Below are 25,286 nucleotides of genomic sequence, written 5' to 3'. Positions count from 1 at the left end.
CTCAACGATGAAACAATTATGACAAATGCGTCTTAAGCGTTTCGGTCACCCAGCTAAGTTATGTCTTCCCTATTTCATTGCCTTCGTTTCCTGGAGTATTCATGAACACCGCCGCATTGCGCGAGCAGATCCAAAAAGCCCAACAACACGAAGCCGATACCGGTCTGCTGATGCGTCAGCTGGAAAGCAAACTGCCTCAACTGCATCCTTCGATCCAATTGCCGGAAGCGGATGCCCACGGCGTGCTGACGCGTTTTGTCGCTGCCTACATCGATGAAGTGCCGGATCTGTTGGATGCAGCCAATGAAGTCGCCAGGGAAGCCGGTATCGAGTCACAGATCAAACCGGTACTGAAAATTGCCGAGCAGTACTTCCTCCAACCTCCCAATATCATGGCGGGGCATGTCGGGCTGGACAGTCTGCTGGATGAAGCCTATCTGGCGCATCGGTTCGTCGAAGAGGTCAACGACCTGTACATCAAGCATTTTGGCCAGCCATTGATCCCCTTGGACATGACGGTTGCCAATCTCATTGCCCACCAATTGATCGGTGAGGCCTTTGCCAACCAGTTGGACGAAGTGGTGCACCACGCGGTCGTGAGCATGCTCGACGACGAGAGCTTCGCGCTGGAGTCGGTAGAGGTCTACCGAGAAAAACTCAGCAGCCCGGACACCGGCGCTGCCTGGAAGCGCTGGCCGTGCATGTCGCGCCGACTGGGTGTGGGGCTTGAGTTGGAGGCGTGAGCCTTTACCCCTAACCCCTGTAGGAGCGAGCATGCTCGCTCCTACAGGTTATTTATACGGCCGAACCTATTCCGGTATTCGTCCGCACACGCCCTTCCAGCCTGCGCTTCAACCCCCGCGACTCAATCACCAACTTCGAACCCTTGGCCGCATTGGCCCGTCCCCATTCTTCCAGCAGTTCCAGGCACGAGTGATCGATGTAGCTCAGGTTGTTGAGCGGAACATGCACTCTCGAGCCATCGGGGATGGTCCCTAGCACCTGCGTGAGGGCCGGTACCTTGAGAAAGGTCGCGGCGCCGACCAGGCGCAATTCCATCTCTCCATCCCTGGGCAGGTCGATCAGGCTAATCTTCAACCGCGAAGCCTTCAGCGCCAGCTTCACCAGGGTCAGGCCAAAACCGATCAGCACGCCGGTCAACAAGTCAGTAAAGATGATCGCCAAGGCAGTGGCCGCGTAGGTGAACATCGGCATCCGGCCATAGCGTCCCAAACCCTTGAAGACCTTCAAGTCCACCAACTTGAAGCCAGTGTAGACCAGCACACCTGCCAGGCTCGCCACCGGAATGCTCTGAAGCACGCTGGACAACAGCAACACGAACGCGAGCAACCAAAGGCCATGGAAGATCGTTGAAAAACGGGTTGAGGCGCCTGCCTGGACGTTGGCCGAACTGCGCACGATTACACCCGTCATCGGTAATGCGCCCAACAGGCCGCAGAGCATATTGCCGACGCCCTGGGCACTGAGTTCGCGGTCGAAGTCCGAGCGCTGGCCGCTGTGCATGCGGTCCACCGCCGCGGCGGACAGCAGGGTCTCGGCGCTGGCGATGAACGCGACGGCAAGGGCTGCGATCAGCAGCGTCGGGTCCGCAAGGTTGAGCAAGTCCGCCGGTTTCAGCCAGTCGATGGCCTCTGCCAGATTGGCTGGGACCTCCACCCGTTTGACATGCAACGCCAGCAGCAGGCTGGCGCCCGTGGCCAAGCCGACGCCGAGCAAGGCGCCGGGAATGAAGCGCAGGGAATGCGGACGGAATTTTTCCCACAACCACATCACGGCAATGGTCGAAAGACCCAGCAATCCCGCTTGCCAGCCAACCGACGGCAACGCTTGAATCAGCGCTGCTGGAAAAGCTGCCAGGTTATCCAGCCCAGAGGCTTTGGGCGCTGCGTCGAGCATCACGTGCACCTGTGACAACACGATCAGCACGCCAATCCCGGCGAGCATGCCGTACACCACCGCTGGGGCCGTGACTCGAAACCAGCACCCCAGCTTCAGTCGGCCGGCCACCAGTTGCAGCAAACCGGCCAGCAACAGAATGGGTCCGAGCATGGCGATGCCATGCTGGCGCACCAACTCAAACACCAGCACGGCCAAACCTGCGGCCGGCCCACTGACTTGCAACGGCGAGCCTGCGAGCCAGCCCACGACCAGTCCGCCGATGATGCCAGTGATAAGGCCTTTGGCCGGCGGTAATCCCGAGGCGATGGCGATGCCCATGCACAAGGGCAGGGCGACCAGAAACACAACCACCGAAGCCAATAGCTCCCGTGGCAGAACAGCTTTGAGTTGCGCTGCACGCATGGTGATTCTCCCGAAGTTTTCTTCAGGCATGGCGAGGCCGGACCGCTGAAACAGCGGCCGGCATCAAACCACACAGATTTTTAGGAGGATTTAGAAGCGCGCTTTGGGCGTCGCCACCGGAATCGGTCGGCTGCCGTCGAGCGGCAGGAAGTCGCCCTGGTCCGCATCGTAGGCTTTGATCTTGCTGGTTTCGATGTCGTAGACCCAGCCATGAATGAACAGCTGACCGTTCGCCATGCGCGAGGCTACCGAGGGGTGGGTACGCAAGTGCTGCAATTGGGCGATGACGTTTTCCTCGGTGAGGACATGCATCGTCTCGTTTTCATCGGCGCAGTTACAGTTGTCGTGCACCATGGTTTTCGCCACTTCGGCATGTTGCAGCCAGGCTTTTACCGTGGGCATCTTTTCCAGGCTGGCGGGGTTTAGTACTGCGCGCATGGCGCCGCAATCGGAATGGCCGCAAATGATGATGTGCTGCACACCCAGCGCCAGTACCGCGTATTCGATGGCGGTGGAAACACCGCCATTCATCTGGCCGTAAGGCGGGACGACGTTACCGACGTTGCGGGTGACGAACAGATCACCCGGCGAACTGTGGGTGATCAGTTCAGGCACGATGCGCGAGTCGGCGCAGGTAATGAACATCGCCCGGGGTTTTTGCGCCGTGGCGAGTTTTTTGAACAGTTCTTCCTGCTGCGGAAAAACCTCGTGATGAAAATGCAAAAAACCGTCAATGATGTGTTGCAGCGCTGCATCGGCGCTTTCTGCCTCGGGTGAGGCCGAAACCGACGCAGCCAACGGCTGTTTATCCTTGTCACTCATGAAGTCTTCCTCATTGGCGGAGTCAGGGGGATTTTCCCGTTTTGTCCGGCGTGAAGCCAGTGGCTGTTTAAAAAACGTCCAGGTGAGAAATCTCGACCCGTCAGTCACTCGATGAACAAGGTAGTCGTTGAAACTTAACTCAAACTGAATCAAAGGCTCTGGGACGCGTGTTCCAGATCACGCCAAGCGTGACCGGACTGAATCTTTCATACATTCCCACTCATGAACCATAGGCCTATTGTCCTTAAATCAGCGACATCTGGCGACCCGGCGGACAAAAGGCATCGCAGTCCAGATTGAAACCATCACGACGGTTGAGCCCCAGACGTTTGATCGTCTTGGCAAAACGTTGCGCCAGCAGGTCGGCAAACGGGCCCTCCCCCCGCATCCGACTGCCAAATCGACTGTCGTAGAGCTCTCCGCCCCGGCTCTGGCGGATCAGACTCAACACATGGGCAGCCCGCTGGGGGTAATGGGCCGCCAGCCACTCCTCGAACAATGGCGCCACTTCCAGAGGCAGGCGCAACATCATGTACGCCGCACTTTGCGCTCCCGCCGCGTCTGCGTCGGTCAGCAGGTTTTCAAGCTCGCTGTCGTTGATCATCGGAATCATCGGCGAGCACAGTACGCCCACTGGAATCCCGGCCTCGCGCATCACGCGAATAGCCCGAAGGCGAGCCTTGGGAGCGGCGGCACGGGGTTCGAGGATGCGTTTGAGCTCATCGTCCAGGGTCGTGAGGCTGATCATCACCGCCACCAATCGCTGCTCGGCGAGTTCAGCCAACAAATCGAGGTCGCGCAGGATCAACGAGCCCTTGGTGATGATGGTCACCGGGTGCCTGTACCGCAGCAGTACCTCCAGGGTTTTGCGGGTGATCTTGTGCTCGCGTTCGATCGGCTGATAAGGATCGGTGTTGGAGCCCAGGTTAATCGGAGCGCACTGGTAGCCGCGCTTGCTCAACTGTTCTTCGAGCACCTCGGCCGCGTTGGTCTTGGCAATCAACCGGGTTTCGAAATCCAGCCCGGGCGACATATCCCAATAGGCATGACTGGGCCGCGCATAGCAGTAAATGCATCCGTGCTCGCAGCCACGGTAGGGATTGATGGAGCGGTCGAAGGGCAGGTCAGGCGAGTTGTTACGGGTGATGATGGTTTTCGCTTTCTCGATTTGCACCTCGGTGCCCTGAGTGACCGGTGCTTCTTGAAACCAGCCGTCGTCGTGCGTCACCGAGCGGTTCGGGGCGAATCGGTTGTGCGGGTTGGTGGCGGTGCCGCGACCGCGGGGTGGTAAAGGCGTGTTCATCGGGCAGCACTCAAAAACTGTATGTCTATACAGTATCGAAGGTCGTGCGAATCAGCCAGTGCCGTTTGGCACTTCACATTGCCGATGTGTGTTGTCCTCTTGGTTATGGAGAGATCGTTGCAACTCTGGGAAACATAAAGCGAATAGCTCGAAAGTTACCTTGATCAGTAATATCCAGCTCGCACGAGGTGTCGTGTATTCACTTATTAAATGGAACTTAAAGAATGTCGTTTTTTAATCAACGCGGTATCTTTTTACAACTATTGGCCCCCAGTGCGACCAATCCTCGGGAAGCACAAGTCTCTATGCAACTTGCTCGCAAGGAGTCGATTTGGAATCCAGAAATAGAGCAGGTGAAGGAGACCCTTGAAGATAACGTCTACGTGACGGCGGTCTCCGACGATGGCGGCCGCTCCTTCGATATCAAGAATTTGAAGAGCGATATCGACGGTGACGGCGATATCGATAATGACGACAGGCAAAAATTGTTGGCCCTGGCCGCTGCTTATTCGGCAATCGTCAACCCTTGATAGTTTTATCGAACGAGCCTGCATGAAATTCATGTAGGCTCGTTTTTGAAGTAAGCACGCCAAAGTTTTACTGTTCACAATCTTTTGACAGGACGCTCACGGTCCTTTGACCGTTTACGGCTCAACATCGGCGCCATCATCCTTTCATGGTCGTCAAGTATGTCTTCACGTTCAATTTGCGCGATGTGCCTGTCGCTGGTTGCCTTGTTCAACCTGACGTTCGCGGTCGCTGACGACTCGGTCGTGTCCCACCCCTCGGATTGGGCCCAACCGGTCGAGGCCCGGTACAACCTTTTCCAGATGTCCCCGACTCTTTATCGCAGCGCGCTACCCGACAGTACTGCGGTGCCGCTATTGGAAAAGCTCGGCATTGCGACTGTGATCAACTTCCTGCCGGAGTCCGATTCCAGTTGGCTGGCCAAGCCCGGTATCGAACGTGTTCAGTTGCCTTATCGTACCAATCATGTGGACGATGCCGATGTCATCAAGGCTCTGCGCACGATCCAGACGGCCGAAGCCAAAGGGCCAGTGCTGATGCACTGCAAACATGGTTCCGATCGCACTGGCCTGATGGCCGCCATGTATCGGGTGGTCGTGCAAGGTTGGAGCAAGGAAGATGCCCTGAGCGAAATGACCGAGGGCGGCTTTGGTGACAACAAGCACTTCAAGGACAGTATCCGTTACATGATGCAGGCCGACGTGGAAAAACTGCGCACGGCGCTGGCCAACGGGGATTGCAGCACCAGTCCGTTTGCCGCGTGCTCCATGAAAAACTGGTTCAAGTCAGCCCACGTCGAATGAGTGGCGCCCGCCACCGCAATGCGCGGTGGCGGCGATGCCGGGCATCAGTGCTGCTCGTCAGGCTTTTTCTTCAGTTTCGGGTTCGGGAAAAACTGCACCGCCTGAACCTTGGCGTCTGGCACCTTCAGCGCTGAAACGTTGACCCGCGTCCCTAACTCCTTCGGCACCGACAGCCCTTGTTCATTTAGGGTATCGGTATAACCGCAGGCCACACACTCGCGATGCGGGACGCTGTCCTCGCTCCACATCATGAGCTTATCCGGCTCGCTGCACGCCGGGCAGACCGCCCCGGCGATGAAGCGTTTTTTTGTCTTCACAGGCACCTCACTCATGCTGCCGCTTCCTCACTGAGGCCGCTGTGGCGCAACAGTGCGTCAATCGAAGGCGCGCGGCCACGGAAGTCGACGAACAGCACCATCGGCTCCTGGGAACCACCGCGTGCCAGGATCGCCTCACGGAACGCGCGACCGGTTTCGGCGTTGAGTACGCCGTCTTCTTCAAATTTGGAGAAGGCGTCGGCTGACAGCACTTCAGCCCATTTGTAGCTGTAGTAGCCGGCTGCGTAACCGCCGGCGAAAATGTGCGCGAAGCTGTTGGGGAAGCGGTTGTACGCGGGTGGGCGCATGACCGACACCTCGTCTCGCACGCCTTCGAGCACCTGCAATACACTGCGGCCATCGCCGTGGGTCGCGTGCAGTTCGAAGTCGAACAACGAGAATTCCAGCTGGCGCACCATCATCAGACCGGATTGGAAATTCTTCGCGGCGAGCATCTTGCCCAGCAGGTCTTGTGGCAGGGGCTCGCCGGTTTCGAAGTGACCGGAAATCAGCGCCAGGCCTTCCGGCTCCCAGCACCAGTTTTCCATGAACTGACTCGGCAGTTCGACCGCATCCCACGCCACGCCATTGATGCCGGACACACCGGCGTGTTCTACGCGGGTCAGCAGGTGGTGAAGGCCGTGACCGAACTCGTGGAACAGCGTGGTGACTTCATCATGGGTCAACAGCGCTGGCTTGCCGCTGTCGGCCGGGGTGAAGTTGCACACCAGGTTGGCTACGGGGCTTTGCAGTGCACCTTGTGCCGTGCGGCGACGGTCGCGGGCGCCGTCCATCCAGGCACCACCACGCTTGTTGGCGCGCGCGTAGAGATCAAAGAAGAAGCGACCGACATGCTGGCCGTTTTCCTTGATTTCAAACAGGCGCACATCCGGGTGCCAGGTGTCGAAACCTTTTTGCTCCGTGATCTCGATGCCGTACAGGCGCTGGACGATGGCAAACAGGCCGCTCAGCACTTTGTCGATCGGGAAGTAGGCGCGCAGAGCTTCCTGGGCCACGCTGTAGCGCTGTTCGCGCAGTTTTTCACCGTAGAAACCGCTGTCCCAGCTTCGCAGGTCCGGGCAACCCTGCTCGGCGGCGTAGGCCTTGAGCTGTTGCAGGTCCTGTGAGGCAAAGGGTTTGCTGCGCTTGGCCAGGTCGCGCAGGAAACTCAGCACCTGATCACTGGACTCGGCCATTTTGGTGGCCAGGCTCAACTCGGAGAAGCTGGCGAACCCGAGCAGTTTGGCCAGCTCCTGTCGCAGATCGAGGATCTCTTCCATGACAGGGCCATTGTCGTTCTGGCCGGCATTCGGGCCTTGGTCCGACGCGCGGGTGCAGTACGCCGCGTAGACTTCTTCACGCAGGGCACGGTCTTGGGCGTACGTCATCACGGCGTAGTAGCTGGGGAATTCCAGGGTGATCAGGAAACCTTCCAGTCCTTTTGCCTGGGCGGCTGCGGCCATCTGTGCCTTGGCCGAATCGGTCAGGCCGGCGAGGGCGGCTTCGTCGATCACGTGTTTGGTCCAGGCTTGCGTGGCGTCGAGCAACTGGTTGGAGAAGCGGCTGCCCAGTTCCGAGAGCTTGCTCTGCACTTCGGCATAACGCTTCTGCTCGGCTTCCGGCAGGTCGATACCCGACAGGCGGAAGTCACGCAGGGAATGTTCCAGGATAGTTTTTTGCGCCACGTCGAAACCGGCGGCCTCGGGACTGTTGGCCAGGGCCTGGAAGGCTTCGAACAATTCGCGGTTCTGGCCCAGCTCAGTGGAGTAGGCACTCAGGGCCGGCAGGCACGATTCATACGCTTCACGCAGTTCGGCGCTGTTACACACGGCATTGAGGTGGCTGACCGGGCTCCACGCTGCGCCCAGGCGATCGTTGAGTTCATCCATCGCCAGTACCAGGCCGGCCCAGGTCGGTTGTTTGCCCTGGGTCTTGAGGATCTCGATAATAGCGGCGCGGTTGTCAGCCAGGATCTGTTCAATGGCCGGTTGCACGTGTTCGGCACGGATGGCGGAAAACGGCGGCAGGTCGTAGGACTGCAAAAGAGGGTTGTTCACGCTCACGGTTGACACCTTGGCTGGAAGAAACATGCAGCCATCTTAATTACAATCGACGCTCACCGCAGCTATCAGCGACAGAGAGAAACACTATCGTGAACCTTCGCAAGTACCAGAACCACACGCCGTTGCTCGGCAGGGGCGCTTTTGTCGACCGTTCAGCGGTGGTGATCGGCGACGTCGAAATCGGCGATGACAGCTCGGTTTGGCCGCTCACGGTGATTCGTGGCGACATGCACCGCATCCGCATCGGTGCACGCACCAGCGTGCAGGACGGCTGTGTGCTGCACATCACCCACGCAGGGCCTTTCAACCCGGAGGGTTTCCCGTGCCTGATCGGCGATGACGTGACCATCGCCCACAAGGTCATGCTGCATGGCTGCACCGTCGGCAGTCGCGTGTTGATCGGCATGGGCAGTATTGTCATGGACGGTGCGGTGGTCGCCGATGATGTGATCATCGGCGCCGGCAGCCTGGTGCCGCCGGGCAAGCGCCTGGAAAGTGGTTTCCTCTATGTTGGCAGCCCGGTGAAGCAGGTACGGCCGTTGACGGACAAGGAGCGGGCCTTTTTCACCTACAGCGCGGCGAACTACGTGAAACTCAAGGACCTGCATCTGGCCGAAGGCTACGACCAGGCCTGACCCCCGACGCTCCAATTCAGGATTCGAAATGCATTACCAAACCGTTTTGTTCGACCTCGATGGCACCCTGACCGATCCGCGTGAGGGGATCACCCGGTCGATCCAGTTCGCATTGGGCAAACTGGGGATCGACGAGCCCGACCTGAGCAAGCTCGAGCACTTCATCGGTCCGCCTTTGTTGCAGGCGTTCATGCAGTTCTATGACTTCGACGAAGCCAAGGCCTGGGAGGCGGTGAATTTTTATCGCGAGCGTTTCAAGGTTACCGGGCTTTACGAGAATCGCGTCTTCGAGGGCGTCACATCGTTGCTGGAAACCCTGAGCGGGCAAGGGCGGCAGTTGTACATCGCCACGTCCAAGCCGTGGATCTTTGCTCGGGAAATTGCCCGTCATTTCGATTTTGCCCGGCACTTCAAGGTGATCTACGGCAGCGAACTGGACGGCACCCGCACCAATAAAGTCGAGCTCATCGCCCACCTGATGGCGGAAGAAGACCTGGACCCGGCCAACACCCTGATGATTGGCGACCGCAAGCACGACCTGATGGGTGCGAACAGCAACGGCCTGGATGCGGCAGCGGTGGGGTATGGGTTTGGCAGTCGCGAAGAGCTGAGCGCCGAGGCGCCGGCTTATCATTTCCAAACGCTGGACGAGATGCACCAGGCGTTTTTGCGGCGTTAGCAAGAAAGCTATCGCGGGCAAGCGCGCTCCCACAATGTATTTTGTAAACAATGCAAATCCCTGTGGGAGCGCGCTTGCCCGCGATAGGGCCCTACAAGCCGCCAGATTTGTCTGCCTCCGCCAAAGCCCTCAATGCCGCCTTCCGCTCCTCGATCGGCAACACCGCCAACTTCTCCACCGCGGCATAGAAAGCCACCCAATCGCCATTTTGTTGCCTGAACAACTCCGCAAACGCCGGCACCCACTGGTCATACAAACCAAACGGCAATAACCGTGCATTGTTCATCGGCGCGTTTATCCACGCGTCATAACGTTTATCCCCGGCCCACTGACTATCCCGCAACGTACGGTACTGGCTGCGCAGCCGTTCGAATTCCGCGGCCTTGCGCTGGCGCATCTCCCCGGCGGCCAACGTCTGCGCGTACAACCGTTCAAGCCTTGAGCGCGTCTGCAGGACCAGTTCGATGAATTGATCCCGTTGCTGCCCCTGATGCCCCTTGTCCGGCGGCAAACCGCGATAGGCGCGCCACTGCCGCGTGCCTTGCTGTTCCACAAATGTGGCGAAGGACTCGTTGAACTCCGTGTCGTCCTTCACATAAACACGCTGGTGCGCCAGCTCATGGAAGATCAGCGTCGCCAGCCGCTCGTCACCCCAACCCGTCATCGAGCTGACGATCGGATCGTTGAACCAACCGAGCGTCGAATAAGCCTCGACGCCGCCGATCGACACGTCCATACCTTGCTCTCGCAGCAAAGCCGCCTGGCCTCGGGCCGCACTCTGGGTGTAGTAACCGCGGTAGGCGACGCAGCCGGCGATGGGGAAACAATGGTTTTGCGGCGACAGAGAAAACTCCGCCGTGGCGAACACGTTCCAGACGACGAACGGTCGACCAATATCGGCGTACAGGCGGTAGCTCTGGTTATCCGGCAGATGCAGTTGCTGGCTGGCGAATGTTCGTGCCCTCTGCGACTCGGCCAGTCGCGCGCGCAAAATCGGGTCGCGGGACGGGTCGGCAATGACCTGCGAAACCGGCTCCCGGGCGCGCAGCAATTGCAGCTGACCATTGGCCAGTTGGCCGTAGTAACTGACGCTGGTGCAGCCATTGATTAATAAAAGCAGCGTACCTGGAAACAAAACGCGCAAAACGCGATCAAGTAACCCAAGGCTTGGAAGCGGCCTGATCAAAATAAAATCATCCCTGGAAAGTCTGCCCGCAAGACTATCCCGCCTGACTGGAGCTCCGCTATGCGCAAGATGATGCTGACGGGAAGCCTGTTGATGCTGACAGGTTGTGCAGGTTTCGGTTTACCCCACCATGACCCCTCGCAAGCGTGGATCGATCTTGATTCGCCACAGCAAGACACCGCGCTCCAGGCGCTGGAGGTCGATGCCAAGGCTTCCACGGACAAACGCTATTTCGAGGTTCAGCCTGGCAGCCATGAGCTGACGGTGCGTTATCAGTTTGCGGTGGAGCCGAGCAACATTGGGCCGGGCGCCGAAACACTTTGGCGCGATTGCCAGATGAACGTGAAATTCAACGGCTTCAATGCCGGTGAGAAATATCAGTTGCAAGCCGGCAATATCGGCTTCCGGCCGTGGGCCAAACTCTATGATCAACAGCGAAACGTGATTGGCCAGGGCACACCGGCAGGCTGCCAGCGGACCTGATCGGCGCTATGCTGAATGTCTAATCCTCGGGACATTCATCATGCGCAGGTTGTTGCTATTGCTCGTGGCTGGCGCCATCGCTGGCTGCCAGAGCCCTTTACCGGCGGTCAATCCGCAGATGGCCTGGGTGGATTTTGCGACGCCCACTCCCGGTGGCAAGCTGATGATGGCTGAACGCCTGGATCACCAGCGCTTGCGCGACGGGCGTTTTTTCCAGGTCACCCCCGGCAGCCATGAACTGCGTGTGCGCTTCGATTTCGAGGTCTTTGGCGGTGGTGGCAGCCTGATGACCGGCCCCGTGGAGCGGTTGTGCTACCTGACCATCCGCTACGACCATTTCGAAGCGGGCCAACGCTACGTGTTGGAAGGCCGCTCCCTGGCGTTCACGCCCAGCGCCCGGCTGTACAACGCCAAGCGTGAGATCGTGGCCGAAGACCGCGAAGTCAACTGCATCATCTAAGCGAATCAGCGGTCGTTCTTCTGGTAGATGATGGCTTTGGTGCCGTTATCGCAAGTGCCGACGACCATGGCGACGTCATGCTTTTCGGCTTCTTCCTTCGACACGATTTCCAGCGTGTAGGAGGGCACGGCATTCGCCTGGATTTTCACCTCGATTTCGTTCTTCAATTCTTCGCAGTCCTTGGGCGCGGCCAATGCCGAAGTTGCCAGCGCAGTGCAAATAACCGCCAGGGCAAAACGTTTCATCGATGAAGCTCCTTTAAGGCAGCACGCAGGGGTTTGCGTTTTCGTTGCTGTCATTTATTCGACCACAAACGCGCCGTTCGGGTTTTGTTTCTGCGTAAAAAAATCGCAGCCGGGGCAGGCTGCGATTCGTCTGTCGCGGCGAGGTGAAATCAGCTGACCAGCGTGGCCTCCAGCGTGATCTTTGCATTCAGCACTTTGGACACTGGGCAACCTTCCTTGGCTTTGTTGCTTAGCTCTTCGAATTGCGCCTGGGTGGCACCGGGGATTTTGGCTTTCATGATCAACTTCACGGCGGTGATCGCAAAGCCACCCTCCACCTGGTCAAGCACCACTTCGGCGTTGGTGTCGATGCTGTCGGCCTTGAGGCCGGCGTCGCCGAGAATCATTGAAAAAGCCATGGAGAAGCAGCCTGCGTGGGCCGCGCCAATCAGTTCTTCCGGGTTAGTGCCCTTGCCGCCCTCAAAACGCGCCTTGAAGCCGTATGGCGCTTCTCTCAAAACGCCGGTTTCCGTGGAAATGGAGCCGATGCCGGTTTTCAGATCACCTTCCCAATGCGCCGATGCCTTCTTGGTAATAGCCATGTCTGCCTCCTCAGAATCCGGCGCGAAGTGCCGCGCCTTGGTGGTTTTACTTGCCAAGGTTCTGAGGATAGACGGTGATGCAAAGTTCACCCTATCTGTTAAATCCGACTAAATTCGTAGGAAATTTCCACGCGCCTCTTGAAACTCGGGTATATGCCCTCATTGCATGAAGCACGCTATGCATTCGGCAGGTTTTCGTTCGTCATAAAAAACCTGCGCCAATTGGAGAAGCAGGATTATGAAACGACTGTCCGATATCAAGTTTTCGACCCTGGATCTGGTGCCTGTGCGCGAGAACGGCAGCGCGGCTCAATCGCTGCGCAATTCCCTGGACTTGGCGCAGCATGTCGAGAAATTTGGCTACACCCGGTTCTGGGTCGCCGAACACCACAACATGGACGGGATCGCCAGTTCAGCGACTTCGGTGTTGCTCGGTTACCTGGCCGGTGGTACTTCAACGATTCGGGTGGGCTCGGGTGGGGTGATGTTACCCAACCATGCGCCGCTGGTGATTGCGGAGCAGTTCGGCACCCTCGAAAGCCTGTATCCAGGTCGCATTGACCTGGGCCTGGGTCGTGCCCCCGGTTCCGATCAGATGACCGCCCGCGCTCTGCGCCGTGAACGTTCCGGCAGCGCTGACGATTTTCCGGAAGATGTCGCAGAACTGATGCGCTACCTCGGTCCGCGTACACCGGATCAACGCGTCATCGCGATGCCGGGCACCGGCACTCAGGTGCCGATCTGGTTGTTGGGTTCCAGCTTGTTCAGCGCCCAGTTGGCGGGGGAGCGCGGTTTGCCCTATGCATTTGCTTCCCATTTTGCTCCGCGCTTCATGCACGAAGCGATTCGTGTCTACCGCAATCACTTCAAACCATCAGCCGTCCTGGAAAAGCCCTACGTGATGCTGGGTGTTCCGTTGGTGGCGGCTGACACCGATGAACAAGCCGATTACCTGGCGACCTCTGTCTACCAGCGTATTCTCGCGTTGATGCGTGGGCAGAGTCTGGTGCAGCGCCCACCGGTGAAAACCATGGACGGTTTGTGGTTGCCCCATGAGAAAGAAGCGGTCGGTGATTTCCTTGGTCTGGCAATGGTCGGCAGCCCGCAGAAGATTCGCGCCAAACTGGAGGTGCTGGTTGAGCAAACCCAGGCCGATGAGTTGATCTTCACTTGTGACCTGTATGAGCACGCCGACCGCGTGCATTCCTATGAGCTGCTGGCGCAGTTGATGAAGGGCTAAGCCACTCCTACAGGGGTAAGCAGAAAAAAACCGACGCCAATGGCGTCGGTTTTTTTGAGCGCACTCAACCGCGCTTGTAGACGATTTCCTTGGTGCCTTTTTCACAGGTGCCGACCACTTTTCCGTCAGCCGCAGTGCCTTTATCGACAATCTCCAGCGAATAGTTCGACGCACCCTTGGCGTCGATCTTGGCCGCAATTTCGGCCTTCAACTCTTCGCATGGTTTGCCATTAGCCAGCGCTGTACCTGCGAGACTCAACAATCCTACCGCCAACATAAACTTCTTCATCGGTCGCACTCCCTGGTCGGATCAAAGGGAGCATCCAGCCATGTGCCGGATGCACACATATAGCGCTTTGCCATTCCCTATGGCACTCGGCCAGCGCGCAAGTTCAGAAGACTCGCTCAAACTCAGCTGCTGGCAATCTTGAATCCTACTTTGAGTGTCACCTGGAAGTGAGCGGCCTTGCCGTCCCGGATGTGCCCGCGAGTTTCGGTCACTTCAAACCATTCCAGATGCTTGATGCTCTTGTTGGCTTCGGCCAGCGCGTTGTTGATGGCGTCTTCGATGCTGCTGGTAGATGAGCCGACAAGCTCGATTTTCTTGTAGGTGTGATGGTCAGTCATGGGCGTTCTCCTTGGGTGTGAATACAGCCTAGCAGTGATTTTCGTATTACTTCTGGCGGCCAATCCCACGCAGAAGTTCAGATTTACTGCACTTTCTCGAACCCCTGAAGTCCCAATCAACACACGCCACTCATCACCAACGCAGGAGAGCCACCATGGCCAACACCTCTTTACGTAAAGCCTCATTGCAAAGCATGGAAGCCGAGATCGAGAGTCTGCTGAAGTCTTTGGAAAGTCTGAAGGATGACGCCTCGGACGAGTCGCGTAAAACGCTCAAGGCGCTGAAAACCAATGCCGAGAGCGCGCTGAAACATTCGCGTCACCTGCTCAGCGATGCGTATGAGGAAGTCAAAGTCAAAACCCGCGAAACCGGGATCGCCACCCGAGACTATGCACAGGAACACCCGTGGACGACTGCCGGTGTGGCGGTGGGCGCCTTGGGTCTGTTGGCCGCTTATTTGCTGTGCAAACGCGACTGATCTGTCTGGCGCAGCTCGGTTTTCAGCCACTGCGCCAATTGCCGGGCGCGCCCGTCAGCGGCGCGCTTGGGTAGCCACAACGCCAGTTGCGCCGGGGTTTCACTGAAACCCCATGGCGCAATGAGGCGACCGGCCCTCAAGTCCTCGGCCACCAAAGGTTGCGGGGCAATCGCCACGCCCAGCCCGGCCACGGCGGCCTCCAGCAAATAATACAAATGCTCGAAACCCTGCCCGTACTTCAACGCTTTAGCGTCGAGGCCATTTTGCTGTGCCCAGCTTGGCCAGGCTTGCGGTCGTGAGGTGGTGTGCAGCAAAGGTTCGTTCAACAAGGCACTGGCCGGCGCAGTTTCGAGGCGTTGGTAGCCAGTGAAGCGAGGGCTCATCACCGGACCGATGCGTTCGCTGATCAGCTCATGGACCTGCATGTCCGCGGGCCATGGCGGTTCGGCAAACAGCAGCAAGGCATCCAGTCCGGGGCGGCGGGGGTCGAGGTCGCCTTCACCGGCCGAAAGGTGCAGGCGCAGGTCCGGGAGGTCGGCATTCAACCGGCCCAGGCGCGGAATGAACCAGCGCGCCAGCAGACTCCCCGAGCACCCGAGCACGAAGGGGGCGTCGGCGGTGCTCTGGGTCAGATCGGCGCAGACGGTGCGCAAACGTTCGAAGGCTTCGCCACTGGCATCGCGCAGCCGCACGCCGGCATCTGTGAGTTTAAGGCCGCGACCATCCTTGACGAACAGGCTCACGCCCAAGTGTTCTTCCAGGACTTTCAATTGCCGGCTCACCGCGCCGTGGGTCACGTGCAACTGCTCGGCAGCCTGACTGACACTGTTCAAGCGGGCAGTGGCTTCGAAGGCGCGCAGGGCGTTGAGCGGGGGAAGGTCGTGGCTCATGAGATCTGTGAGTTTTCCTGACAGGTTGCGGCGATCTTATCGGTTTTCAGGCCGGGGCGTCAGGGGTAGAGTTAAGCCCACTTGCTGTTCACCAGCCTCCCACGCATTCAAACGGAGCGACCCATGACCCAGACTAATCTGCGCAACGGCCCCGACACCAACGGCCTGTTTGGCACGTTCGGTGGCCGCTACGTTGCCGAAACCCTGATGCCGTTGATCCTCGACCTGGCCCGTGAATACGAAGCAGCCAAGGAAGATCCGGCGTTCAAGGAAGAACTCGCCTACTTCCAGCGTGACTACGTCGGTCGTCCAAGTCCGCTGTATTTCGCAGAGCGCCTGACCGAGGCCTGTGGCGGCGCGAAGATTTACCTTAAGCGCGAAGAGCTGAATCACACCGGCGCGCACAAGATCAACAACTGCATCGGCCAGATCCTGCTGGCACGTCGCATGGGCAAAAAACGCATCATCGCCGAGACCGGCGCCGGCATGCACGGCGTGGCAACCGCCACCGTGGCCGCACGGTTCGGTCTGGAGTGCGTGATCTACATGGGCACCACCGATATTGAACGCCAGCAGGCCAACGTGTTCCGTATGAAGCTGCTGGGCGCCACGGTGATTCCGGTAGTGGCCGGCACCGGCACCTTGAAGGATGCAATGAACGAAGCCCTGCGTGACTGGGTGACCAACGTCGACAGCACCTTCTACCTGATCGGCACAGTCGCGGGCCCGCATCCTTATCCGGCGATGGTTCGCGACTTCCAGGCGGTCATCGGCAAGGAAACCCGCGACCAATTGCAAGCCCAGGAAGGTCGACTGCCTGACAGTCTGGTGGCTTGCATCGGGGGTGGCTCCAACGCCATGGGCCTGTTCCATCCATTCCTCGATGACACGGGTGTCCAGATCATCGGTGTTGAAGCGGCCGGCTACGGTATTGAAACCGGCAAGCACGCGGCCAGCCTCAATGGCGGTGTTCCGGGTGTGTTGCACGGCAACCGCACCTTCCTGCTACAGGACGACGACGGCCAGATCATCGATGCCCACTCGATTTCCGCCGGCCTCGATTATCCGGGTATCGGTCCGGAACATGCCTGGTTGCATGACATCGGTCGTGTCCAGTACACCTCGGTGACTGACGACGAAGCCCTCGATGCTTTCCACAAATGCTGCCGCCTGGAAGGGATTATTCCAGCACTGGAAAGTGCCCATGCCCTGGCTGAAGTGTTCAAACGCGCGCCCACCCTGCCCAAGGACCACTTGATGGTGGTGAACCTGTCCGGTCGTGGCGACAAAGACATGCAGACCGTGATGCACCACATGGAAAACTCTCAAGCCAAGCAGGAGAAACACTGATGAGCCGCCTGCAAACGCGTTTTGCCGAACTCAAGCAACAGAATCGTGCCGCGCTGGTGACTTTCGTCACCGCTGGCGACCCGAGCTATGACACCTCCCTGGCGATCCTCAAGGGTTTGCCTGCCGCTGGCGCGGATGTGATCGAGCTGGGCATGCCGTTCACCGATCCAATGGCCGACGGTCCGGCGATCCAATTGGCGAATATCCGCGCCCTGGGTGCCAAGCAGAACCTCAAGAAAACCTTGCAGATGGTTCGCGAGTTCCGCCAGGACAACAGCGAAACGCCGCTGGTGCTGATGGGCTATTTCAACCCGATTCACATGTACGGCGTGCCGCGTTTCATTGCCGATGCCAAGGAAGCGGGTGTCGATGGCCTGATCGTGGTCGACATGCCGCCCGAGCACAATGGCGAGCTGTGCGATCCGGCCCAGGCGGCCGGCATCGATTTCATCCGCCTTACCACGCCAACAACGGATGATGCGCGCCTGCCCACCGTGTTGAACGGCAGCTCCGGCTTCGTCTACTACGTATCGGTTGCCGGTGTGACCGGTGCGGGCGCGGCCACACTGGAACACGTTGAGGAGGCCGTAGCACGCCTGCGTCGCCACACCGATTTGCCGATCAGCATCGGTTTCGGCATCCGGACGCCGGAGCAGGCGGCGTCCATCGCGCGTCTGGCTGATGGCGTGGTCGTGGGGTCGGCACTGATCGATCACATCGCCAACGCATCGACGCCCGATCAAGCAGTCGATGGCGTATTGAGCCTGTGCGCGGCGTTGGCCGATGGCGTGCGAAAGGCCCGCATCGATTAAGGCGAGCTACAGTATTTCGTGACACCGGCTCATCGAGGGTCCCAGAACACTGTTCTGGGACCCTTTTTTCATGGCAGTTCCAATCCACCGGCCGCTTTGTGCAACTTGCGCAAATGTTCGCCCACCTGTTTCAGGTTGGCTTCGTTGGCGGCCATCTCGGCGGCACGGCTCGGATCCAGGAGGGCCCGAACTTCTTTGTCGAGATCACCGGTCAGCAGTTGAAGCTGTTTCTGGCGCAGGCTGCTTTCCGATTCCAGGCGCTGCCATTCGTTGGGTTGCGGCAAGCCATAACCGCCGGCGGCCAGCAATTCAGCCGGACGACTGAGGAAGCCGCTGTTGGCGAGGATCTCCTGCAAGGTCGCGTTGGCCTTTTCCATGCCGCCGTTCTTCAGCTCCCGGGCACCGAGGTAGCGTTGCTTCACTTCGTCCTGGGCCAGTACCAACTGCTGGCGGAATGCGGCCTGTTCCAGCAGCAGCAACGCCGCGCTGGTGCGCAAGTCAGCCTGCTCGATCCATGGGCGACGCTCTTCAGCCTTCAGGGACAGCCAGTCCTCGACCTTTTCCTGCTTGATCGGCAGGTGTTTTTTCAGCACGTCGAACATGGCTTGATAGCGATCGCGGAACGAGTCGAAGCGATAGCCCAGGCGCAACGCTTCGCGGGGATCGTCCAGCACGCTGGTGTCTGCCAGCCCTCGGCCCTTGAGCACTTCCAGCAAGCCGTTGGGCATGATGTTGTCGAGTCCGACCAGTTTGGCGTTATTGCTGCCACTGCGCAGCAGTTTCAAGCCTTCCACCGCGCAGTTGTTGGACAGGAAGAAGTAATTGCCGTCGTAGCTCCAGTGCATTTCAGCGGCGTGTTCCACCACGCCCTCGATCTCGTCGCGGGACAGGTTCAGTGGCACCGAGGCGAGGCTGCGCAGTTCGGTTTTGGTGTATTCGTCGATCACCTGGGCCAGCGGCAGGACGAACAGGCGCGACGGATACTTGCCGACCAGCCCGTCCCAGCTCGAGAGTTGCACGTCGCCGACAAAGGCGCGGTAAGACAATACCAGGTGCTGATCCAGATCGAGCCGGCAATCCGGGCCACGGGGGCGCCCCGGTGCACAAATCACCAGGCGCAGCATGCTGTGCCCCCACCGGCTGACCCAGTTCTGGTTGGCCTCGGCCAGCAGATAGTCAACGGCGTACACCCGCTCGGGGTCGACCTGCCCCAGAGGCTGCTTGGCAAAGTCGTTGCCGGCATTGAGGAACGCGAAGGAGCGACTGCAAGTGTCCTTGGCGGCGGGTGCCCAGCCGAAGTGGTCCTTGTAATAGCGATAGAGCGAAGGGCGGCGACAGGCGTAGCTCGGATCGAGCAGGAAATACTCCATGTTGACCGCGACGAATTCCTTGGGGCTGCTCGTTTCGTAGATGTCCGGACTGCGGGCGACCTGGCGGTTGTGTTGTTCACGCTCGCCGCGACGGCCGACGTATTGCGGCCACCCCGCGAGGTCGAGCAGGCGCGGGTCGTCGCTGAGGGTAAAACGTCGGGCGGATTGGCCCCGGCATTCATCGGGGATGCCGATCAGCCCGGCGCTGTTGCTGCGTCGGGTGCAGCGCTGGATCAGCGTACGCTCCGTGGCCGGCCATAGACGCGAGCGATCATAAATGTGGGTGAGTTCGTGCAGCACCGTCGCCAGCATCTCGCGGCGCACCGTGCCGTGGGGGCGATAGGTTTTTTTGCTGGCTGCGCTGCCGTCGGTGAGACTGGCGAGCAGATTGCGATTGAGATCGAGCTCGGACACCAGCGACGCCTGGCCATAGGCATTGCTTGGCATATCGTCGGTCCAGCCGACGTCGATGCGCCGGTCAAGTTGCTCGATGAAACGCGGCGGTAACGCCTGCATCGCTTCATCCAGCAGTGCCTGGCTGGCCTGTTGTTGAGCAGGGCTCAGGCCATCGGTCTTGAGCCGCAGTTGAAGGTCGGCATGGACCGTATTGCTCAGCAGCAATACGGCCCCGGCCAGTAGCCAGGCATTCAATCGCCTCACAATGCGAGGATGGCTTCGGCGAGTGCGTGATCGCTGGCGTCCCGGGCTTCAGGCACACGGGCGCGCAATACATTGATGGCGGCTTCCAGGTTCGCGCCGCGAATGTCACCGTCGGTGGCGACAAAACTCGCTGCATCGTCATGGGCTTCGCGAACGATTTTCGAGTCACGTATGGACGTGGTCGTGTCGGAGGTGAAGTCCAGGGAGCGCCGGGTGGCGTTGAGGAGCATGTTACTGGTGCCAACCAGGGTGTGCGCCTGGGTGACGTCGGCCAGCAACAACAGGCCGAGGGTGGCAATAATCAGCGGGCTACGCATGGAACGACTCCGGAGGAACAAGATTAACTATTGGACGAGAATCGCCTGCGCCAGTTCAAGGTCGCTTGCATGAAGTTTCGGCTGGGTCCGATGCAGATAATTCAGGGCGGACTCCAGTTGTGCTCCGCGCAATTGGCCGTCACTGGCAATGAATGACGCAGCGTCATCCCGGGCGGCCAGCAGCTTACGATCGAAAGGCGCGGAGGTCACCATACTTGTGGCGTAGCCCGAGGCGACGACACCTTGGGTGGTCAGGTCAAAGGCCTGAGCCGAGCCTGCCCAACAGGCGAAAAGAAACGGTGTGATCAGTAGGTGTTTAGGAAAGATCATGGGACTCGACTGTCGAAAGTGAGTCCAAAGGCTAGCGTAACGCCCGGTCTAGAGCCAGTGCTGAGGTGTGGGGACACCGCATCGGTGTCCCGGGGCGGGTGACGCTCAGATCGTCAGGATGGCTTGGGCCAGCTGTGCATCTGTCGCGTCCAGGCCTGGTGCCTGATGGCGGATGTGGTCCAGTGCGCTTTCCAGCTTCACGCCACGGATGGCGCCTTCGCTGGCGACAAAGCTGGCGGCGTCGTCACGTGCGGCGCGCACGATCTTGTCATCGCGGAACGACGAGGTGACGTCCGAAGTGGCATCGGACGTAGCCTTGAGCGCGCCGACGACAGCATCGGTGGTCACAATGAAGCTGGTGGCATGGGCATTGGCAGCCATGGCAAGCAGGGCGGCCGCACTAAGCAGGCGTAGACGGGGCATGGGGATGACTCCTTTGATTGAGCGGATGGAGAGGTGGCGCAGTATCTGGTGAGTCAGACGCCTGTCACACACTCATCGCCACGTTCTGGCTTGATATTAGGCCTGCCTGCGTCGATTCGCACAGCCCTTGTGTTAAACGCCATCATGGATTGCCAGTGCCGCACGTCAATACGAGTGAAGGCGATGGCCGTTGTCAGACGCGCCAAGCTGCAATTGTACTGGTTCAGTGGATGATCTTCACAAACTGTACCTGTTTCACGCTTATCCGCTATTTTGGGTTTTCACAGCACCCGAAACGACAAAACCCGTCGTGGTTTCCCACGACGGGTTTTGCTTGTTCAATTCGGGGGCCGGCGGGTGACCCTTGGGTCAGAGCCAGCGACGCTAAATTAGCGCCAGAACGGCTTGGCCAGTTCTTCGTAGCGTTGTGCTTCGCTAATCCCGGCATCGGCCAGCAGACGCGAATCCAAACGAGCCAGTTGATGGCGGCTGGCGATACGACGCTGCCACAACATCAGGTTGGCGATAACACGAAGAGGCAGGGAAGCCTGGGTCTTTGCAGCAGTATCTTCGAAGAACAGCTCGGAACTGAGTGTACGTTCCATGATTGACATCCTTCCGCTTGTGGCGGGATTAGGTAGTGGTTTAACTGATGCCAATGATCCTCTTGTTTGGCCAGTCCCTCTAGATACAGTTCACCTGTAATGTGAGAGACCAGTTAACTGTTTAAAGGTGGTGTACTGGTCCAATTTGAGGCAACTGTACCTGTCTGCACTTAATTAGTGCGTTTTTGCGCTTTTAGGCAAGCATGGTAGGAAAATAGGGTAGGAAATCGCCGGTACAGTAGTACAGTTTTAAGCAGATTGGTGCCGTGCAATAGACAGCTGACGAAACTGTGTTTGCGTCAGCTGCTGTCTGTACACGTTACTGGGCGAGCATCTTCCCGGTTTCTTCCAGGTTGATGTGCCAGCTCAGGGCATCGCGCAGGATGTGCGGGGTGTGGCCCCCGAGTGCGCAAGCCGCGGTGAAGTAGTCGTTCAAGGCGGGGCGGTAGTCCGGGTGCACGCAATTATCAATGATCACTCGCGCCCGCTCCCGCGGCGCCAGGCCACGCAAGTCAGCCAGGCCGATTTCGGTGACGAGGATGTCGACATCGTGTTCTGTATGGTCGACGTGGCTGACCATCGGCACCACGCTGGAAATGGCGCCGCCCTTGGCAATCGATTTGGTCACGAAGATCGCGAGGTGAGCGTTACGGGCGAAGTCACCTGAACCGCCAATGCCGTTCATCATCCGCGTACCACACACGTGGGTGGAGTTGACGTTGCCGTAAATATCGAACTCCAGCGCCGTGTTGATGCCGATGATGCCGAGACGGCGCACCACTTCCGGGTGGTTGGAGATTTCTTGCGGGCGCAGGACCAGTTTGTCCTTGTAACGCTCGAGGTTACCGAACACGTCACTGTTGCGACGGCTGGACAAGGTGATCGAGCTGCCCGAGGCAAAACTCAGCTTCCCGGCGTCGATCAGATCGAAGGTCGAGTCCTGCAGCACTTCGGAGTACATGGTCAGGTCTTCGAACGGCGAGTCGATCAGGCCGCACATCACCGCGTTGGCAATGTTACCAATGCCGGCCTGCAACGGGCCGAGCTTGTTGCTCATGCGCCCGGCCGCCACTTCCTGTTTGAGGAAGCCGATCAGGTGGTCGGCAATGGATTGGGTGTCGGCGTCGGGGGGCGTTACGGTCGAAGGCGAATCCGCCTGGTCGGTGATGACGATGGCGACGATTTTTTCCGGCGGGATTGGAATGGCGGTGCTGCCAATGCGATCGTCGACCTTGGTCAGCGGAATCGGCGTGCGCGTCGGGCGGTAGGTCGGGATGTAGATATCGTGCAAACCTTCCAGATTCGGGTTGTGCGCGAGGTTGATCTCGACGATCACCTGTTTGGCGAAAATCGCGAAGCTAGCCGAGTTACCCACGGAGGTGGTCGGCACGATGTGGCCTTGCTCGGTAATCGCTACGGCCTCAATCACGGCGATATCTGGCAGTTTGAGCTGCTGGTTGCGCAGTTGCTCGACGGTTTCCGACAGGTGCTGGTCGATGAACATGACTTGGCCAGCGTTGATTGCCTTGCGCAGTGTGCTGTCGACTTGAAACGGCATGCGTCGCGAAAGGACGCCGGCTTCGGTGAGCTGCTTGTCGAGGTCGTTGCCCAAGCTCGCGCCGGTCATCAGCGTGATCTTGAGGGGTGAGACTTTGGCGCGCTCGGCCAATGCATGAGGCACGGCCTTGGCTTCGCCGGCTCGAGTGAAGCCACTCATGCCGACGGTCATGCCGTCCTCAATCAGAGCAGCAGCGTTTTCTGCGCTCATTACCTTTTCCAACAACGAAGGCAAGCGAATACGTTCACGGTACATGGATTGTTATCTCGGGCAACGAAAGCAAGGTGTGCAGTCTAGTGATTTGGAAAAAAATCCTCGCGCGACCATGGTCGAATGCAGACTTGCGATTTAGAGCCTTTGGTCGGTTTTTGACGGCTAATAAAAAACCCCAGCCTACTAAAGGCTGAGGTTTTTGGTATTGCGCTGGAACAAGTTTTAGTCCACGGCTTTGACCATGTCCTCGATGACTTTCTTGGCGTCGCCAAATACCATCATGGTCTTGTCGAGGTAGAACAGTTCGTTGTCCAGGCCGGCGTAACCGCTGGCCATCGAACGCTTGTTGACGATGACGGTCTTGGCCTTGAACGCTTCGAGGATCGGCATGCCGGCAATCGGCGATTTTGGATCGTTCTTGGCCGCCGGGTTGACCACGTCGTTGGCACCCAGCACCAGCACCACGTCGGCCTGACCGAACTCGGAGTTGATGTCTTCCATCTCGAACACCTGGTCGTAAGGCACTTCAGCCTCAGCCAGCAGCACGTTCATGTGGCCGGGCATCCGACCGGCGACCGGGTGGATCGCGTACTTCACGGTCACGCCGTGGTGGGTCAGCTTCTCGGTCAGTTCCTTCAATGCGTGCTGGGCACGTGCCACCGCCAGGCCGTAGCCAGGGACGATGATAACGGTGTCGGCGTTGGTCAGCAGGAAGGTTGCATCGTCTGCCGAGCCAGATTTCACCGGCCGTTCTTCCTTGGCGCCGGCAGGACCTGCGTCGGCGGTATTGCCGAAACCACCCAGCAACACATTGAAGAAGGAGCGGTTCATTGCCTTGCACATGATGTACGAAAGAATCGCACCGCTGGAGCCTACCAGCGAGCCGGCGATGATCAGCATCGAGTTGTTCAGCGAGAAACCGATCCCTGCCGCTGCCCAGCCCGAGTAGCTGTTGAGCATCGACACCACCACTGGCATGTCGGCGCCGCCAATCGGGATGATGATCAACACGCCCATCACGAAGGCCAGGACAAGCATCAGGGCGAAGGCACCGAGGTTGCCAGTCAACATGAAGGTGATGCCCAGGGCCAGTGTTGCAAGACCCAGCAGCAGGTTCAGCTTGTGCTGGCCGCCGAACTGTACCGGTGCGCCCTGAAACAGACGGAACTTGTACTTGCCCGACAACTTGCCGAAGGCGATCACGGAGCCCGAGAAGGTGATTGCACCGATCGCCGCGCCCAGGAACAGCTCCAGACGGTTACCGGCCGGAATCGAGTCGCCCAGTTGCTTGACGATGCCCAGCGATTGCGGCTCGACGACGGCGGCAATGGCGATGAACACCGCTGCCAGGCCAATCATGCTGTGCATGAACGCCACCAGCTCCGGCATCTTGGTCATTTCAACGCGCTTGGCCATGATCGAGCCGGCAGTGCCGCCGATCAGCAGGCCGACGATGACGTATCCGATGCCGGCCGTAGCCAGCTCTGCGCCCAGCTTATAGATGAGGCCGACCGTGGTCAGGATGGCCAACGCCATGCCGAGCATGCCGAACAGGTTGCCGCGCCGCGACGTGGTCGGATGCGACAGGCCTTTGAGGGCTTGGATGAAGCAGATCGACGCGATCAAGTAGAGCGTCGTTACGAGGTTCATGCTCATTACTTCGGCGCCTCTTCTTTCGGGGCTTTCGGGGCTTTTTTCTTGAACATCTCAAGCATTCTGCGGGTGACCAGAAAGCCACCAAACACGTTCACTGCTGCCAGGGCCACCGCCAGGGTGCCCATGGTCTTGCCCAATGGCGTAACGGTCAGTGCTGCGGCGAGCATGGCGCCGACGATCACAATCGCCGAGATTGCGTTGGTGACAGCCATCAGCGGCGTGTGCAGCGCAGGCGTAACGTTCCAGACCACGTGATAACCGACATAAATCGCCAGCACGAAGATGATCAGGTTGTAGATACCGGGGGAGATAAGCTCTTCCATCGTCTG

The 25,286-nt window shown here is 59.0% G+C and carries 30 protein-coding genes; 11 read left to right on the top strand and 19 right to left on the bottom strand.

Going from position 1 to position 25,286, the window contains the following annotated elements; all coding sequences use genetic code 11:
- Positions 1 to 101 precede the first annotated feature (101 nt).
- Positions 102 to 743, top strand: coding sequence for a hypothetical protein (locus tag AB4O36_RS25720; protein ID WP_460119295.1), 642 nt, complete (start codon positions 102 to 104; stop codon positions 741 to 743).
- A 52-nt stretch (positions 744 to 795) separates the two neighbouring features.
- Here AB4O36_RS25720 and AB4O36_RS25715 read toward each other — a convergent pair whose 3' ends face one another.
- The 3 genes from AB4O36_RS25715 to AB4O36_RS25705 all read right to left on the bottom strand — a co-directional run bounded on the left by AB4O36_RS25715 (position 796) and on the right by AB4O36_RS25705 (position 4,447).
- Positions 796 to 2,322 (bottom strand): SulP family inorganic anion transporter, encoded by a 1,527-nt coding sequence (locus AB4O36_RS25715; protein WP_460140578.1) that lies wholly within the window; start codon positions 2,320 to 2,322, stop codon positions 796 to 798.
- Positions 2,323 to 2,412: 90 nt separating this feature from the next.
- A complete protein-coding gene (locus AB4O36_RS25710; RefSeq protein ID WP_460140577.1) occupies positions 2,413 to 3,144 on the bottom strand; it encodes a carbonic anhydrase in 732 nt (243 codons plus the stop codon).
- A gap of 244 nt (positions 3,145 to 3,388) precedes the next feature.
- The gene (locus AB4O36_RS25705; protein ID WP_460140576.1) at positions 3,389 to 4,447 is read right to left on the bottom strand and encodes a PA0069 family radical SAM protein; all 1,059 of its coding nucleotides are present in this window, start codon (positions 4,445 to 4,447) and stop codon (positions 3,389 to 3,391) included.
- Positions 4,448 to 4,671: 224 nt separating this feature from the next.
- On the opposite strand from AB4O36_RS25705, the gene AB4O36_RS25700 reads away from it, so the two are divergent.
- Positions 4,672 to 4,977 carry a hypothetical protein gene (locus tag AB4O36_RS25700; protein WP_460140575.1) on the top strand — a complete coding sequence of 102 codons (306 nt, stop codon included), beginning with the start codon at positions 4,672 to 4,674 and terminating at the stop codon, positions 4,975 to 4,977.
- Between the two features lie 159 nt (positions 4,978 to 5,136).
- Complete coding sequence (locus AB4O36_RS25695; RefSeq protein WP_460119286.1) at positions 5,137 to 5,778, top strand: dual specificity protein phosphatase family protein; 642 nt, start codon at positions 5,137 to 5,139, stop codon at positions 5,776 to 5,778.
- Between the two features lie 44 nt (positions 5,779 to 5,822).
- Here the strand turns inward: AB4O36_RS25695 and AB4O36_RS25690 are convergent, their stop codons facing one another.
- A complete protein-coding gene (locus AB4O36_RS25690; protein ID WP_460119284.1) occupies positions 5,823 to 6,110 on the bottom strand; it encodes a YheV family putative zinc ribbon protein in 288 nt (95 codons plus the stop codon).
- Positions 6,107 to 8,185 carry an oligopeptidase A gene (gene prlC, locus AB4O36_RS25685; RefSeq protein WP_460140574.1) on the bottom strand — a complete coding sequence of 693 codons (2,079 nt, stop codon included), beginning with the start codon at positions 8,183 to 8,185 and terminating at the stop codon, positions 6,107 to 6,109. The genes AB4O36_RS25690 and prlC overlap by 4 nt, the downstream gene beginning before the upstream one ends.
- Positions 8,186 to 8,247: 62 nt before the next feature.
- On the opposite strand from prlC, the gene AB4O36_RS25680 reads away from it, so the two are divergent.
- Together AB4O36_RS25680 and AB4O36_RS25675 are read left to right on the top strand one after the other, a co-directional pair.
- Positions 8,248 to 8,793: a gamma carbonic anhydrase family protein gene (locus AB4O36_RS25680; protein ID WP_460140573.1), complete on the top strand. Its 546-nt coding sequence runs from the start codon at positions 8,248 to 8,250 to the stop codon at positions 8,791 to 8,793.
- A 28-nt stretch (positions 8,794 to 8,821) separates the two neighbouring features.
- A complete protein-coding gene (locus tag AB4O36_RS25675; protein ID WP_460140572.1) occupies positions 8,822 to 9,472 on the top strand; it encodes an HAD family hydrolase in 651 nt (216 codons plus the stop codon).
- Positions 9,473 to 9,563: 91 nt separating this feature from the next.
- Here the strand turns inward: AB4O36_RS25675 and AB4O36_RS25670 are convergent, their stop codons facing one another.
- Positions 9,564 to 10,658: an aminopeptidase gene (locus AB4O36_RS25670; protein WP_460140571.1), complete on the bottom strand. Its 1,095-nt coding sequence runs from the start codon at positions 10,656 to 10,658 to the stop codon at positions 9,564 to 9,566.
- A 60-nt stretch (positions 10,659 to 10,718) separates the two neighbouring features.
- On the opposite strand from AB4O36_RS25670, the gene AB4O36_RS25665 reads away from it, so the two are divergent.
- Both AB4O36_RS25665 and AB4O36_RS25660 read left to right on the top strand, forming a co-directional pair.
- The gene (locus AB4O36_RS25665; protein ID WP_460119274.1) at positions 10,719 to 11,141 is read left to right on the top strand and encodes a PA0061/PA0062 family lipoprotein; all 423 of its coding nucleotides are present in this window, start codon (positions 10,719 to 10,721) and stop codon (positions 11,139 to 11,141) included.
- A gap of 40 nt (positions 11,142 to 11,181) precedes the next feature.
- Entirely contained in the window at positions 11,182 to 11,601 is a 420-nt protein-coding gene (locus AB4O36_RS25660; RefSeq protein WP_460119272.1) for a PA0061/PA0062 family lipoprotein, read from the top strand.
- 5 nt (positions 11,602 to 11,606) lie between these two features.
- Here AB4O36_RS25660 and AB4O36_RS25655 read toward each other — a convergent pair whose 3' ends face one another.
- Positions 11,607 to 11,846, bottom strand: coding sequence for a DUF1161 domain-containing protein (locus AB4O36_RS25655; protein ID WP_460119270.1), 240 nt, complete (start codon positions 11,844 to 11,846; stop codon positions 11,607 to 11,609).
- A 149-nt stretch (positions 11,847 to 11,995) separates the two neighbouring features.
- The gene (locus AB4O36_RS25650; RefSeq protein WP_460119268.1) at positions 11,996 to 12,427 is read right to left on the bottom strand and encodes an OsmC family protein; all 432 of its coding nucleotides are present in this window, start codon (positions 12,425 to 12,427) and stop codon (positions 11,996 to 11,998) included.
- A 238-nt stretch (positions 12,428 to 12,665) separates the two neighbouring features.
- Here AB4O36_RS25650 and AB4O36_RS25645 point away from each other — a divergent pair, with 238 nt between their 5' ends.
- Positions 12,666 to 13,667, top strand: coding sequence for an LLM class flavin-dependent oxidoreductase (locus AB4O36_RS25645; protein WP_460119266.1), 1,002 nt, complete (start codon positions 12,666 to 12,668; stop codon positions 13,665 to 13,667).
- Positions 13,668 to 13,731: 64 nt separating this feature from the next.
- On the opposite strand, the gene AB4O36_RS25640 is transcribed toward AB4O36_RS25645, so the two are convergent.
- Complete coding sequence (locus tag AB4O36_RS25640; protein WP_460140570.1) at positions 13,732 to 13,956, bottom strand: DUF1161 domain-containing protein; 225 nt, start codon at positions 13,954 to 13,956, stop codon at positions 13,732 to 13,734.
- 122 nt (positions 13,957 to 14,078) lie between these two features.
- On the bottom strand, positions 14,079 to 14,294 hold the full coding sequence (locus tag AB4O36_RS25635) for a dodecin (RefSeq protein WP_460119262.1): 216 nt from the start codon (positions 14,292 to 14,294) through the stop codon (positions 14,079 to 14,081).
- Positions 14,295 to 14,449: 155 nt separating this feature from the next.
- Here AB4O36_RS25635 and AB4O36_RS25630 point away from each other — a divergent pair, with 155 nt between their 5' ends.
- Entirely contained in the window at positions 14,450 to 14,773 is a 324-nt protein-coding gene (locus AB4O36_RS25630) for an ElaB/YgaM/YqjD family protein (protein WP_460119260.1), read from the top strand.
- Here AB4O36_RS25630 and AB4O36_RS25625 read toward each other — a convergent pair.
- The gene (locus AB4O36_RS25625) at positions 14,749 to 15,663 is read right to left on the bottom strand and encodes a LysR family transcriptional regulator (protein WP_460119258.1); all 915 of its coding nucleotides are present in this window, start codon (positions 15,661 to 15,663) and stop codon (positions 14,749 to 14,751) included. The genes AB4O36_RS25630 and AB4O36_RS25625 overlap by 25 nt on opposite strands.
- 123 nt (positions 15,664 to 15,786) lie before the next feature.
- On the opposite strand from AB4O36_RS25625, the gene trpB reads away from it, so the two are divergent.
- Positions 15,787 to 17,013 carry a tryptophan synthase subunit beta gene (gene trpB / locus AB4O36_RS25620; protein ID WP_460119256.1) on the top strand — a complete coding sequence of 409 codons (1,227 nt, stop codon included), beginning with the start codon at positions 15,787 to 15,789 and terminating at the stop codon, positions 17,011 to 17,013.
- A complete protein-coding gene (gene trpA / locus AB4O36_RS25615; protein WP_460119254.1) occupies positions 17,013 to 17,825 on the top strand; it encodes a tryptophan synthase subunit alpha in 813 nt (270 codons plus the stop codon). Before trpB ends, trpA begins: the two co-directional genes overlap by 1 nt.
- A gap of 68 nt (positions 17,826 to 17,893) precedes the next feature.
- Here trpA and AB4O36_RS25610 read toward each other — a convergent pair whose 3' ends face one another.
- The 8 genes from AB4O36_RS25610 to AB4O36_RS25575 all read right to left on the bottom strand — a co-directional run bounded on the left by AB4O36_RS25610 (position 17,894) and on the right by AB4O36_RS25575 (position 25,280).
- The gene (locus AB4O36_RS25610) at positions 17,894 to 19,855 is read right to left on the bottom strand and encodes a DUF7844 domain-containing protein (RefSeq protein WP_460140569.1); all 1,962 of its coding nucleotides are present in this window, start codon (positions 19,853 to 19,855) and stop codon (positions 17,894 to 17,896) included.
- Positions 19,852 to 20,172: a DUF2388 domain-containing protein gene (locus AB4O36_RS25605; RefSeq protein WP_460119250.1), complete on the bottom strand. Its 321-nt coding sequence runs from the start codon at positions 20,170 to 20,172 to the stop codon at positions 19,852 to 19,854. The genes AB4O36_RS25610 and AB4O36_RS25605 overlap by 4 nt, the downstream gene beginning before the upstream one ends.
- A 27-nt stretch (positions 20,173 to 20,199) precedes the next feature.
- Entirely contained in the window at positions 20,200 to 20,502 is a 303-nt protein-coding gene (locus AB4O36_RS25600) for a DUF2388 domain-containing protein (RefSeq protein ID WP_460140568.1), read from the bottom strand.
- Positions 20,503 to 20,607: 105 nt separating this feature from the next.
- The gene (locus tag AB4O36_RS25595) at positions 20,608 to 20,925 is read right to left on the bottom strand and encodes a DUF2388 domain-containing protein (RefSeq protein ID WP_460119246.1); all 318 of its coding nucleotides are present in this window, start codon (positions 20,923 to 20,925) and stop codon (positions 20,608 to 20,610) included.
- Positions 20,926 to 21,314: 389 nt separating this feature from the next.
- Complete coding sequence (locus tag AB4O36_RS25590) at positions 21,315 to 21,530, bottom strand: DUF1127 domain-containing protein (RefSeq protein WP_368556419.1); 216 nt, start codon at positions 21,528 to 21,530, stop codon at positions 21,315 to 21,317.
- Between the two features lie 319 nt (positions 21,531 to 21,849).
- Positions 21,850 to 23,343, bottom strand: coding sequence for an acetyl-CoA hydrolase/transferase family protein (locus tag AB4O36_RS25585; protein WP_460140567.1), 1,494 nt, complete (start codon positions 23,341 to 23,343; stop codon positions 21,850 to 21,852).
- A 180-nt stretch (positions 23,344 to 23,523) separates the two neighbouring features.
- Entirely contained in the window at positions 23,524 to 24,957 is a 1,434-nt protein-coding gene (locus AB4O36_RS25580; protein ID WP_460119244.1) for an NAD(P)(+) transhydrogenase (Re/Si-specific) subunit beta, read from the bottom strand.
- The gene (locus AB4O36_RS25575; protein ID WP_460119242.1) at positions 24,957 to 25,280 is read right to left on the bottom strand and encodes an NAD(P) transhydrogenase subunit alpha part 2; all 324 of its coding nucleotides are present in this window, start codon (positions 25,278 to 25,280) and stop codon (positions 24,957 to 24,959) included. Before AB4O36_RS25575 ends, AB4O36_RS25580 begins: the two co-directional genes overlap by 1 nt.
- Positions 25,281 to 25,286: the final 6 nt, after the last annotated feature.

Source organism: Pseudomonas sp. S2_E01 (assembly GCF_054668365.1).
The sequence above is the reverse complement of the archived record's forward strand: the minus strand, read 5'-3'. Positions and strand labels throughout refer to the sequence as shown.

What these genes read in the sequence shown, in the direction of transcription:
- AB4O36_RS25585 (WP_460140567.1), bottom strand. Translation starts at nt 23,343, where the DNA reads ATGTACCGTGAACGTATTCGCTTGCCTTCGTTGTTGGAAAAGGTAATG.
- AB4O36_RS25665 (WP_460119274.1), top strand. Translation starts at nt 10,719, where the DNA reads ATGCGCAAGATGATGCTGACGGGAAGCCTGTTGATGCTGACAGGTTGT.
- AB4O36_RS25595 (WP_460119246.1), bottom strand. Translation starts at nt 20,925, where the DNA reads ATGCCCCGTCTACGCCTGCTTAGTGCGGCCGCCCTGCTTGCCATGGCT.
- AB4O36_RS25630 (WP_460119260.1), top strand. Translation starts at nt 14,450, where the DNA reads ATGGCCAACACCTCTTTACGTAAAGCCTCATTGCAAAGCATGGAAGCC.
- trpB (WP_460119256.1), top strand. Translation starts at nt 15,787, where the DNA reads ATGACCCAGACTAATCTGCGCAACGGCCCCGACACCAACGGCCTGTTT.
- AB4O36_RS25635 (WP_460119262.1), bottom strand. Translation starts at nt 14,294, where the DNA reads ATGACTGACCATCACACCTACAAGAAAATCGAGCTTGTCGGCTCATCT.
- trpA (WP_460119254.1), top strand. Translation starts at nt 17,013, where the DNA reads ATGAGCCGCCTGCAAACGCGTTTTGCCGAACTCAAGCAACAGAATCGT.
- AB4O36_RS25580 (WP_460119244.1), bottom strand. Translation starts at nt 24,957, where the DNA reads ATGAGCATGAACCTCGTAACGACGCTCTACTTGATCGCGTCGATCTGC.
- AB4O36_RS25640 (WP_460140570.1), bottom strand. Translation starts at nt 13,956, where the DNA reads ATGAAGAAGTTTATGTTGGCGGTAGGATTGTTGAGTCTCGCAGGTACA.
- AB4O36_RS25710 (WP_460140577.1), bottom strand. Translation starts at nt 3,144, where the DNA reads ATGAGTGACAAGGATAAACAGCCGTTGGCTGCGTCGGTTTCGGCCTCA.
- AB4O36_RS25660 (WP_460119272.1), top strand. Translation starts at nt 11,182, where the DNA reads ATGCGCAGGTTGTTGCTATTGCTCGTGGCTGGCGCCATCGCTGGCTGC.
- AB4O36_RS25720 (WP_460119295.1), top strand. Translation starts at nt 102, where the DNA reads ATGAACACCGCCGCATTGCGCGAGCAGATCCAAAAAGCCCAACAACAC.
- AB4O36_RS25695 (WP_460119286.1), top strand. Translation starts at nt 5,137, where the DNA reads ATGTCTTCACGTTCAATTTGCGCGATGTGCCTGTCGCTGGTTGCCTTG.
- AB4O36_RS25650 (WP_460119268.1), bottom strand. Translation starts at nt 12,427, where the DNA reads ATGGCTATTACCAAGAAGGCATCGGCGCATTGGGAAGGTGATCTGAAA.
- AB4O36_RS25625 (WP_460119258.1), bottom strand. Translation starts at nt 15,663, where the DNA reads ATGAGCCACGACCTTCCCCCGCTCAACGCCCTGCGCGCCTTCGAAGCC.
- AB4O36_RS25605 (WP_460119250.1), bottom strand. Translation starts at nt 20,172, where the DNA reads ATGCGTAGCCCGCTGATTATTGCCACCCTCGGCCTGTTGTTGCTGGCC.
- AB4O36_RS25675 (WP_460140572.1), top strand. Translation starts at nt 8,822, where the DNA reads ATGCATTACCAAACCGTTTTGTTCGACCTCGATGGCACCCTGACCGAT.
- AB4O36_RS25715 (WP_460140578.1), bottom strand. Translation starts at nt 2,322, where the DNA reads ATGCGTGCAGCGCAACTCAAAGCTGTTCTGCCACGGGAGCTATTGGCT.
- AB4O36_RS25705 (WP_460140576.1), bottom strand. Translation starts at nt 4,447, where the DNA reads ATGAACACGCCTTTACCACCCCGCGGTCGCGGCACCGCCACCAACCCG.
- AB4O36_RS25655 (WP_460119270.1), bottom strand. Translation starts at nt 11,846, where the DNA reads ATGAAACGTTTTGCCCTGGCGGTTATTTGCACTGCGCTGGCAACTTCG.
- AB4O36_RS25590 (WP_368556419.1), bottom strand. Translation starts at nt 21,530, where the DNA reads ATGGAACGTACACTCAGTTCCGAGCTGTTCTTCGAAGATACTGCTGCA.
- AB4O36_RS25575 (WP_460119242.1), bottom strand. Translation starts at nt 25,280, where the DNA reads ATGGAAGAGCTTATCTCCCCCGGTATCTACAACCTGATCATCTTCGTG.
- AB4O36_RS25700 (WP_460140575.1), top strand. Translation starts at nt 4,672, where the DNA reads ATGTCGTTTTTTAATCAACGCGGTATCTTTTTACAACTATTGGCCCCC.
- AB4O36_RS25600 (WP_460140568.1), bottom strand. Translation starts at nt 20,502, where the DNA reads ATGATCTTTCCTAAACACCTACTGATCACACCGTTTCTTTTCGCCTGT.
- AB4O36_RS25645 (WP_460119266.1), top strand. Translation starts at nt 12,666, where the DNA reads ATGAAACGACTGTCCGATATCAAGTTTTCGACCCTGGATCTGGTGCCT.
- prlC (WP_460140574.1), bottom strand. Translation starts at nt 8,185, where the DNA reads ATGTTTCTTCCAGCCAAGGTGTCAACCGTGAGCGTGAACAACCCTCTT.
- AB4O36_RS25690 (WP_460119284.1), bottom strand. Translation starts at nt 6,110, where the DNA reads ATGAGTGAGGTGCCTGTGAAGACAAAAAAACGCTTCATCGCCGGGGCG.